The following is a 9502-nucleotide window of genomic DNA, read 5'->3' as shown; positions in this document are numbered from 1 at the left end:
CTGCCGACGAGCGCGCCATTCTCCAGGGCTGCGGGAATCGAGCCGGTGTAGTTCTCGGTGTACCAGCCATTGCGCAGGAGGGTCGTCGGGATACCGGAGGACGCCAGCAGCGCTTCGGTCGCACGGTGCTCCTCGCCCAGGCTGATCGGCGATCGGTCGGCGTGCAGCAGGCTGGTGTAGACGATACGCTTGATGCCCGCCGTCTTGGCGGCCTCGATGACGTTGCGGTGCTGTGCCTCGCGCTGCCCGACCTCGCTCGACGAGATCAAGAGCAACGTGTCGATCCCGGCCAGTGCCGGAGCGAGCGTCTCAGGCTGCGCGTAATCGAACGCGCGTGCCTCGACACCCAGGTCGCTGGCCTTTTCGGGCGAGCGCACCAGCGCCACGATCGGCTCGTCGGTCGACTTGCGCTTCAGGCTTTCGATGACGAGGCGGCCAAGCTGGCCGGTCGCGCCGGTGACGCCGATGGTCATGACAATTCTCCTTCAGTGACGCGGTGAGATCAGTTGAAACGGAAACCCGAGATGGCGGTCGACAGCACTTCCTCGGCATAGACCCGGGCGCCTTCGCCTTCGGCCGCGCCGGCCGCGACCATCAGGGGCAGCAGATGCTCCTCCTTGGCGGGCGGATGGGCGAACCGCGCCGATGGCGCATCGGCCCAATGCGCCAGACGCTCGGCTCGCTGCGCACCATCCAGTTCCATGCTCTCGGCCAGCCACTGGTCGAACGCCTGCGAACCGGGCGTCGAGCGCGGGTCGCCATAGGCACGCATGTTGTGGAAGCTCATGCCCGAGCCGAGGATCAGCACACCTTCCTCACGCAGTGGCGCGAGGGCGCGGCCCGCAGCAACATGGAGGGCTGGGTCCAGCCCGCGCTCGACGGACATCTCGATCAGCGGAATGTCCGCATCCGGAAAAGCCACCTTGAGGGGGATGAACACGCCGTGATCCAGGCCCCTCTTTGCGTCGACAGAGGAAGGGATACCCGCATCCTTGAGCAGGGCCGCGGCACGGGCGGCGAGCGCGGGTGCGCCCGGCACGTCGTAGCGCAGCTGATAGGTATGGGGCGGGAAGTTGTAATAGTCGTAGATCAGATCGGGCCGTTCGGCGCCGGTGAAGGCGAAGCCGTCCGTCTCCCAGTGTCCCGAGACGACGAGGATGGCCTTGGGCTTTTCGGCGAGCGCATCCGGCAAGCTGCGCAGGAACGCTTCCATACCGCTCCACACGCCGCGTGGATCGTCCATGAAGAAGCACGGGCCGCCGCCATGCGGGATGAAGTAGGTGGGCTGGACGCTCATGGTCATACACTCCGGTGCAGGCGCCGAGAAGGCGGCCTGGATCATCGTTCGATCTGCTGACCGGAATATGTGCCCTCTATCGCGCGATGATAATCTGCCGAGTAGAAGGATCAGCTTCAACCACGGGTAGGAAATCATGGCGGATCGGTTGACGGGTATGGACGTGTTCGTAAAGGCGATCAGGCTCGGTGGCATCTCTGCTGCCGCACGCGATCTGCACATGTCGCCTGCGATGGCGGCCAAGCACCTGGATGCTCTTGAAGCGCGGCTCGGCACCACGCTGGTCCAGCGCTCGACGCGTCGGCTGTCGCTGACCGAGGCAGGCACCGACTATTTCGAAAAGGCCGAACGTATCCTGATGGAGATCGGTGAAGCCGAGGCGGAGGCATCGTCGCGGTCGATCACCGCGCAGGGGCTGCTGCGCGTCAGTGCGCCCGCCACCTTCGGCGTTCTGCACCTTGCCTCACTCATCCCTGCTTTCTCCGCACGTCATCCCGAGGTGACGATCGAACTGAGCTTCAACGATCGTTACGTCGACCTGCTGGAAGAGCGTTGGGATGTCGCCGTACGGATCGGGCGCCTCGCCAACAGTGCGCTTGTTGCCCGCAAGCTTGTGACGATGCGCGTCGTGTTGTGTGCCGCCCCCTCTTATTTGGCGAGGCGGGGAACGCCAACCCGCCTGGCCGATCTCGGCGATCACGATTGTCTGGGCCACACCAACGCGTCGCTTGCAGGAACGACATCGTGGGCGTTCGGCAAAGACGGGACGATCAAGGTGCCGATCTCAGGATCGATGTGTTCCGACAATGGCGAGGCCTTGGTTCGCGCTGCCATTGCGGGCCAAGGGCTGGTCTATGGGCCACGCTTTATTGCGGCAGAGGCGCTTCGCGCCGGTCAGTTGAGCGAGCTTGAGCTGGACGAGCCGCCTATGATGCTGGGAGCGGCATATGCCATCACACACCCGACGCGGCGCCCCGCCGCCAAGACGCGGGCGTGGATTGACTTCTTAGCCGAAGCACTCCCCGCTCTTGGCACCGATTGGTGAGATGCCGAGCTAGCAGACGTCCCGAGTTTTCACCCGAGGACCGCGTCTGCTATCTCGAAACATCACGGTCTTTTACGATTGTAGATATCAGTGACCCAGCGAAAGCGACGCCCACAACCGCACATGGCTGGCATCGATTACGCCGAGGCTTGGTCCCTTTCAGTTGGTGCAGCGGGGGCCGCGGGCGCGACGGACGTTGAGTGAGCGTGAACCGCATCACTGCCAACCCTCGATGACGATCTTGCCGCGTGCGGTAGTGCTCTCAAGCGCCTGGTGCGCGCGCTTAAGGTTCGCGGCGTTGATGGGGGAGAACCGTTCGGTGAGGGTGGTGCGCACCTCGCCGGCGTCCACGAGGCTGGCGATGGCCGACAGGATCTGACCCTGCGTTTCCATATCAGCAGTCTCGAACATGGACCGGGTGAACATGAACTCCCAGTGGGTCGACACCGACTTGCGTTTGAACGGTACGACATCGAGCGTCTTGGGGTCGTCGATGAGCGCAAAACGTCCCTGCGGGGCGATCAGCTCGGCGATCTGCTCGATATGCTCGTCGGTGTGCGTGGCCGAGAAGATGAAAGCCGGCGCGCCGATGCCCAAATCCGCCACTTGCCGAGCCAGCGGCTGGCGATGATCGATGACATGGTGCGCGCCGAGCTCACCCACCCAGGCCTGCGTTTCAGGGCGCGAGGCCGTCGCAATGACGATCAGCTCGGGTACTTGGCGAGCAAGCTGGATCGCCATCGAGCCTACCCCGCCGGCACCCCCGACAATCAACAGCGCATGTGCTGCACCGGCTACAGGAGTACGCACGGACAATCGCTCGAAGAGGGCCTCCCACGCGGTGATCGCCGTCAGCGGCAACGCCGCTGCCTCTGCCCAATCGAGGCTGGCCGGCTTCTTCCCGACAATGCGCTCGTCGACCAGGTGCAACTCGGCGTTGGTCCCATCGCGGCCGATACTGCCCGCGTAGAACACCTCGTCGCCCGGTTCGAAGCCGCGCACTTCAGGGCCAACAGCGCGAACGACACCGGCGGCATCCCAACCCAGCACACGCCAGTCGCCGCGGATCGGACCCGAGCCGCTGCGGACCTTCGTATCAACCGGGTTTACCGAGACGGCCTTCACCTCGACGAGGAGATCGCGCCCAGTGACTACGGGATCGGGAAGCTCGATGTCGACGAGCGATTCCGCACGATCGATCGTGCCGTGCTGCTGATAAGCTACTGCGCGCATGATAAGTCCTGTCGTTTCAGAGGCTATATAGCGATACTTGGTGAGTCGGGGGATATGCACAACCGCCGTTGCCGGTCCGACAGCGTCCCTCAGGCTGGCGACGGCGTGGCTGCCGCTGCCGTCTTTCCCTTGAGATCGGTGATGACCTCGCCGATCAGCGTCCGCAGCCAGCGGTGTGCGGGATCGTGCCGGTAGCGGACGTGCCAGGCCATCTCGACGGGGAAGCTGCCGAGGTCGACCGGGGCCGGCAGGATCTTCAGCCGGGGGTCGTGCATCAGCCGCCTGCAGATGAGCGAGGGCAAGGTGGCGCAATAGTCGGTCACCGCCACCATCTCCGCGACCGCGAAGAAGTTGGTCACGGAGATCGCGACGTCGCGCTTTAGCTGCTGCTGCGCCAGCGCCTGGAAGAGCCCGGCGCGCATCCGTCCGGGCGGCACGATGTTGACGTGCTTCATCGTCTCGAACTGCTCGCGGGTCATGGCATCGCCGACGTCCGGATGGTCGGCGCGGACGGCGCAGGCGAGCCCCTCGTCCATCAGGTGCTGGACGACGAGGTTGTCGGGCGGGTCAACGATGCGGCCCAGCACGAGCGCCGTCGTGCCCGACACGACGCCCGTCTCAACGAGATCGTTGCCGTAGGGGGTCAGGCGGAGCTTAATGCCGGGTGCGACTTTCTGCAGTCGCGCCACGACCGCGGGGACGAGGACGAATTCGACATAGCCGTTCGGCGCGATGGTGAAGAGGCGTTCGGCCTGTGCGGGGTCGAAGGCCTGCTGACCGAGGACCGCGTCGTCGAGCTGTGCGAGCGCTTCGGCGATCAGCGGCGCGAGTTCTAGCGCGATTGGGGTCGGCTGGATGCCGTAGCGCTCGCGGACGAACAGCTGGTCCTGAAGCATTAGTCGTAGACGCGATAGGGCGTTAGACAGGGCGGGCTGTGTCATGCCCATGCGCTCGGCGGCCCGCGTGACGCTGCGCTCCTCCATCAACGCGACAAAGATCGGCAGCAGGTTCAGATCATAGCGCACGCAGTTATACTGTCATACTTATATCTGAAATCAAGAAGATAAACTTCTAGAATATGTCAACAAGGCCCATTTCTCATCCATCGGCGACGGACGCCGCGAACATGGAGGTTCAGATGAGCAAGGGACAGGTTCTCGTTCTTGGATCGAACGCGACGCAGATCGGTCTGCGTGGCGGTGGTACCGCGACGATCGGTCAGTATCTCAACGAGACGGCGGTCCCCGCGCTGGCTCTGCTCGACGCCGGCTATGATATTGTTCTCGCCACGCCCAATGGGGCCAAGCCACACATCGACGCCGTCTCCGTTTCGGTTGATCATTTTGGCGGCGATGAGACGGCATTCCAGCGCGCCAAGGACTTTTTTGCCAGCCACCCGGCGATGAACGACGTCCGCAGCTTGCGCTCTGTCGTCGAGGGCGGCCTGGACGGCTTCGTCGGAGTGTTCGTGCCGGGCGGCCACGCTCCCGTCGTCGACCTGATGCAGGACCACGACGCGGGCACGATCCTCCGTCACTTCCACACGGCGGCCAAGCCGACCGCGCTCCTCTGCCACGGACCGGTAGCCGTTGTCGCTACGCTCGACGATGCTCCGGCCTTCCGCAAGGCGCTGGAGGAAGGCGATGACGCCGGGGCGGCCGACCTGGCGCGAGACTGGATCTACTCGGGCTACCGCATGACCGTCTTCTCGGCGAGCGAGGAGAAGATCGCCGAGGAGCAAGTGCTGAAGGGCGAGCTCTTCTTCGACATGGAAAAGGCGCTGCGCTCGGCCGGTGGCGACGTCTCGGTCACTGACAAGAACTTCGCTTCGAATGTCGTCGTGGACCGGGAGCTGATCACGGGTCAGAATCCGGCGTCGGACCAGGCCATGGCCGACGCTTTGATCGAAGCCCTCGATCGCGCCGCTGCGTGAGTACCAGGATGACGGGCGGGGCGCTCAGGATGCGCCCCGCTTCGCATATAACCATGACGAGGAACGGTGCCATGACAGCCAACGTGAAGATCGTCGCCGTGCTCACCGCCCGTGCGGATACCGTCGACCGCCTGCACGCTCTGCTCGACGCCATGTTAAAGCCGAGCCGTGCGGAGCCGGGCAATTTGCGCTACGATCTCTGGCAGGACCAGAGCGATCCGAACCGCTTCGTCCTCGACGAGCTGTACGCGGACGCGGATGCAGTTGCCGCCCACCGCGCGACGCCCCACTTCCAGAACTACCTCTCTGAGATCGGCGATCTGGCCGAGCGCGGCGCGTTCGTCCTCAACCCCGTCTCCGCGACCTGAGGGTGCTGCCATGGGCAAGCTTAAAGAATGGGTGGGGTCGGCGCTGCTGGCACAACCGTTCTACGTAGAGGAGCTGCGGATGATCGGCCTGTTGGCACCTGCGCTTCGCCTGGGCCTTATTGGCCTCGTTTATCCACGCGGCGGCTACCGCTGGCGCGGGGCCGCGATCCAGCGGAAAATCAACATCTGAAATCAAGGACACACAGTCATGACCAAAGGCATCGAAGGCAAGGTTGTTCTCATCACCGGCGGCAGCACCGGTATCGGCGCGGAAACCGCGCGGCTTCTCGCTGAACGCGGCGCCAAGGTGGCCATCGCCGCACGGCGCAAGGACAAGCTCGACGAGGTCGTCGCGCAGATCGCCGAGAACGGCGGAACGGCACGCGCCTATGCGCTTGACGTCACTGACAAGTCGGCGGTCCAGTCCGTCGTCGCCGCGATCGTCGCCGACTTCGGCCGTCTCGACGTATTGATCAACAACGCCGGTCTGATGCCGATCCGTCCGATGGCCGAGGTCAACACCGACGAGTGGGACCAGATGATCGACGTCAATTTGAAGGGCACGCTCTACGGCATCGCCGCGGCTCTTCCCGGCTTCCTGGAGCAGGGCAGCGGCCACATCATCAACCTGAGTTCGGTCGCCGGCATCAAGGTCTTCGCCCCGGGCGGCACGGTCTATTCCGGCACCAAGTTCGCCGTCAGCGCGATCAGCGAAGGTCTTCGCCAAGAGGTGGGCGAGAAGGTCCGCGTCACGTCGATCGAGCCCGGAGCCGTCGAGAGCGACCTGAAGTTCACGACGTCGGGTACGGCTGCTGAGACGGTGCTGGACTTCTACAAGCAGGCCATCCCGGCGGCATCGGTGGCGCGTGCTATCGCGTTCGCTGTCGAACAACCTGATGACGTCGACATCAACGCGATCGTCATCCGGCCGACCGCACAGCAGTTCTGACGATGGAGAGGAGGCGGAGCGGAGTGTGCTCCGCCTTCGTTACGTCAGTCAATCGCACCGCCGTTCAGCTAAAATTGCGGCGTAGCGACAAACGTGCTGACGATGTTGTATCTCACACTTCAAATTAGTCCTTGGTCGGCGCAGCGAGCCTTCCGGAAAGGAGCCCATTCCATGCCGAACGCGAACCCTATCGATGGGGCCACGCAACCCGATACCGAAGCGCGTGACCGCTGGGCAACGTTTCCACCCTCTCGTTCGTTATTTAGACAACTAATACCTAGTCATTTATCTTGAGGAGTTGGTCATGCCCAAACTTGCGCTGTACGTGCCACTGAAGGCCAAGCCCGGAAAGGAGAGCGAAGTCGCGGATTTCTTGACCTCGGCGCTACCGCTCGTTCAAGCCGAACCCGGTACCCTGACTTGGTATGCGATCCAGGAAGGCCCCGGTGCGTACGCGATCTTCGATACGTTCGACACAGAGGAAGATCGGCAGGCGCATCTTGACGGCAAGGTTGCCGCCGCACTTATGGACAAGGCCGATGAGCTGTTCTCCGAACCGCCGCAGATCCATAAGTTCACCCTACTGGCAGCTAAATAGCAGAGTGCTCGACACCGTTCCGTCGGGCTTGGCTGAACGGCATACCGGGACTTCATACACCCGCGTTCTCGAGGTACGATGTTGGAGTCCTGAACTGCCGTTCGACTGAACGGTGATATACGTCTGCCATTCGGAATGAACGGGCCGGCTTTGGACTTCAATCAGAAGAACACGACAGGCCATCCGCCATAATGGATGGCCTGTCTTTTGCGTTTTATCCCGCTTTTGATGCTGCTGCTGATGACGTGATGGGGTGGACGACCCCTGCACCAGCGTAGCTGTGCAATGATGTGGTCGTTGAGCCACGTCTAGGAGTCGATCCATGCAGCAGGATGTCGTGACCGTCGGTGTCGATCTGGCGAAGAACGTGTTTCAGGTTCATGCGATCGGCGCTGATGGGAAGGTGTTGGTCCGTCGGCAGCTCCGTCGCGGCGAGGTGCTGAAGTTCTTCTCATCGTTGCCGCCGTGCCTGGTCGGGATGGAGGCGTGCGCGTCGGCGCATCATTGGGGGCGCGAGCTCCTGGCGTTGGGCCATGATGTCCGGCTTATGCCTCCGGCTTATGTGAAGCCGTATGTGAAGCGCGGAAAGACCGACGCCGCTGACGCTGAGGCGATCTGCGAAGCGGTGACCCGGCCGACGATGAGGTTCGTGGCGGTGAAGAGCGTTGATCAGCAGGCGGTGCTGATGCTCCACAAAACCCGTGATCTGCTGGTGCGACAGCGAACCGCGCTGATCAATGCCCTGCGAGCGCATCTGTCGGAGTACGGCATTGTCACCAGCAAGGGGCCTGGCGGCGTCACGGCGCTGATGAAACTTCTTCACGAGGAGCAGGAGAAGCTGCCGGCACATGCGCGGTCGGCACTGCATACCATCGGTGCTCAACTACGATCGCTGACAAGCGAGGTGGATCGGCTCGAGGCACAGATACTGGCCTGGCACCGCGCTGACGACACCAGTCGCCGGCTGGCGACCATCCCCGGGATCGGTCCAATAACCGCATCGGCTATCGCTGCGGCTGTGCCCGACGCATCGATGTTCCGCTCGGGCCGGCAGTTCGCTGCATGGCTCGGGCTCACACCTCGAGCCCATAGCTCGGGTGGCAAGGAGCGGCTTGGCGGCATCAGCAAGCAGGGCGACGGATACCTCCGCAAGCTGCTGGTGGTTGGTGCGACCGCGGTGATGCGCATGGCGCGCAAGGATGCCGCCCGCCAGCCATGGGTCGCGCAGCTCCTCGACCGCAAGCCAGTGAAGATTGCGACCGTCGGGCTCGCCAACAAGACAGCGCGCATCGCCTGGGCGGTGATGGCACGCAAGGAGGTCTACGCGGCGGTTGCCGCGTGACCGCCGTCCTCGTTGCCCGCTGAAGCGGGCGACAGGATGGTGTAAGGGCAGCTGAGTGGTGATGACAAACCGGTCAGACCGGGGATCGAACTAGCCCAGGGGAGCAGAGCGCTTCGAGCGCGATGACGTGATTAGGGATCCGATCCGCGGACTTCATCAGGGCCAGCAGCCATGCGGTGCTGCACGAACAGGCCGAACACATGGATGCACCCGACCGGTGCTCATCGCCGCACGAAAGCTCTTGCACCGCAGGGGTCGTCCACACATGCTCCCCGTTGTTACCGCTCAGACGTAGAGTCCACATGGTTCACGGCCGGTGGTTGAGGACATGCCAACTTGGTCCGGGGCATGCCGGACCAAGTTGGCCGGCGATCTGGGTGTGGGTACACCCGCCGAGTTGTGAGGCCGGCCTGACGGTGTTGTAGTCCTGCCGCCAGGCAGCCAGCACGGCCTCGGCGTAAGCCAGCGAGGTGAACAGCGTATCGTTGAGGCATTCGTCGCGCAGTTGGCCGTTGAAGCTCTCGACGAAGGCGTTCTGGGTCGGATTGGATCGGCGGGTCAGTAGTGGATAACCGTGCGGATCGACTTGCCTTCGTGCATCAGTTCGAACGCCTCGTTGATCTCCTCCAAACCCATGGTGTGGGTAACGAACGGGGCCAGATCGATATCGCCTCTCATGGCGTCCTCGACCATGCCGGGGAGCTGTGTACGTCCCTTGACGCCGCCGAAAGCGGACC

11 protein-coding genes and 2 pseudogenes are annotated in these 9502 nt (G+C 63.4%); 7 read left to right on the top strand and 6 right to left on the bottom strand.

Annotated elements, in window-relative coordinates; genetic code table 11:
* Together AX702_RS17090 and AX702_RS17085 are read right to left on the bottom strand one after the other, a co-directional pair.
* Nucleotides 1-473: NAD(P)H-binding protein (locus tag AX702_RS17090; protein ID WP_156455561.1), on the bottom strand; the 473-nt coding region annotated here is incomplete at its 3' end.
* Between the two features lie 29 nt (nucleotides 474-502).
* Nucleotides 503-1342 carry a DODA-type extradiol aromatic ring-opening family dioxygenase gene (locus AX702_RS17085; RefSeq protein ID WP_231731918.1) on the bottom strand — a complete coding sequence of 280 codons (840 nt, stop codon included), beginning with the start codon at nucleotides 1340-1342 and terminating at the stop codon, nucleotides 503-505.
* A 91-nt stretch (nucleotides 1343-1433) separates the two neighbouring features.
* Between AX702_RS17085 and AX702_RS17080 the strand changes: the two genes are divergently transcribed.
* On the top strand, nucleotides 1434-2342 hold the full coding sequence (locus tag AX702_RS17080) for a LysR family transcriptional regulator (protein WP_066781567.1): 909 nt from the start codon (nucleotides 1434-1436) through the stop codon (nucleotides 2340-2342).
* Between the two features lie 216 nt (nucleotides 2343-2558).
* On the opposite strand, the gene AX702_RS17075 is transcribed toward AX702_RS17080, so the two are convergent.
* Complete coding sequence (locus AX702_RS17075; protein ID WP_066781566.1) at nucleotides 2559-3575, bottom strand: zinc-binding alcohol dehydrogenase family protein; 1017 nt, start codon at nucleotides 3573-3575, stop codon at nucleotides 2559-2561.
* Between the two features lie 89 nt (nucleotides 3576-3664).
* Nucleotides 3665-4600 (bottom strand): LysR substrate-binding domain-containing protein, encoded by a 936-nt coding sequence (locus AX702_RS17070; protein WP_066781565.1) that lies wholly within the window; start codon nucleotides 4598-4600, stop codon nucleotides 3665-3667.
* A gap of 113 nt (nucleotides 4601-4713) precedes the next feature.
* Between AX702_RS17070 and AX702_RS17065 the strand changes: the two genes are divergently transcribed.
* From AX702_RS17065 to AX702_RS17040, 6 genes are all read left to right on the top strand, one after another.
* Nucleotides 4714-5508: a type 1 glutamine amidotransferase domain-containing protein gene (locus AX702_RS17065; RefSeq protein WP_066781570.1), complete on the top strand. Its 795-nt coding sequence runs from the start codon at nucleotides 4714-4716 to the stop codon at nucleotides 5506-5508.
* 71 nt (nucleotides 5509-5579) lie between these two features.
* Nucleotides 5580-5876: a putative quinol monooxygenase gene (locus tag AX702_RS17060; protein ID WP_066781568.1), complete on the top strand. Its 297-nt coding sequence runs from the start codon at nucleotides 5580-5582 to the stop codon at nucleotides 5874-5876.
* Nucleotides 5877-5886: 10 nt separating this feature from the next.
* On the top strand, nucleotides 5887-6066 hold the full coding sequence (locus AX702_RS17055) for a hypothetical protein (RefSeq protein WP_066781563.1): 180 nt from the start codon (nucleotides 5887-5889) through the stop codon (nucleotides 6064-6066).
* 18 nt (nucleotides 6067-6084) lie between these two features.
* Nucleotides 6085-6825 carry an SDR family oxidoreductase gene (locus AX702_RS17050; RefSeq protein ID WP_066781561.1) on the top strand — a complete coding sequence of 247 codons (741 nt, stop codon included), beginning with the start codon at nucleotides 6085-6087 and terminating at the stop codon, nucleotides 6823-6825.
* Nucleotides 6826-7129: 304 nt separating this feature from the next.
* Nucleotides 7130-7423, top strand: a complete 294-nt coding sequence (locus tag AX702_RS17045) for a putative quinol monooxygenase (RefSeq protein WP_066781559.1) — start codon at nucleotides 7130-7132, stop codon at nucleotides 7421-7423.
* Nucleotides 7424-7745: 322 nt separating this feature from the next.
* Nucleotides 7746-8765: an IS110 family transposase gene (locus tag AX702_RS17040; protein ID WP_066781557.1), complete on the top strand. Its 1020-nt coding sequence runs from the start codon at nucleotides 7746-7748 to the stop codon at nucleotides 8763-8765.
* A gap of 352 nt (nucleotides 8766-9117) precedes the next feature.
* Here the strand turns inward: AX702_RS17040 and AX702_RS22985 are convergent.
* Nucleotides 9118-9312, bottom strand: a pseudogene (locus AX702_RS22985) (integrase core domain-containing protein); the annotation flags it as partial.
* A gap of 11 nt (nucleotides 9313-9323) precedes the next feature.
* A pseudogene (locus AX702_RS21750) lies at nucleotides 9324-9502 on the bottom strand (S-(hydroxymethyl)glutathione dehydrogenase); the annotation flags it as partial.

Origin of the sequence: Sphingomonas sp. CCH5-D11 (genome assembly GCF_001557395.1) — a bacterium.
Taxonomy (GTDB): Bacteria; Pseudomonadota; Alphaproteobacteria; order Sphingomonadales; family Sphingomonadaceae; genus Sphingomonas.
This window is presented reverse-complemented; position numbering and strand designations above follow the sequence as displayed.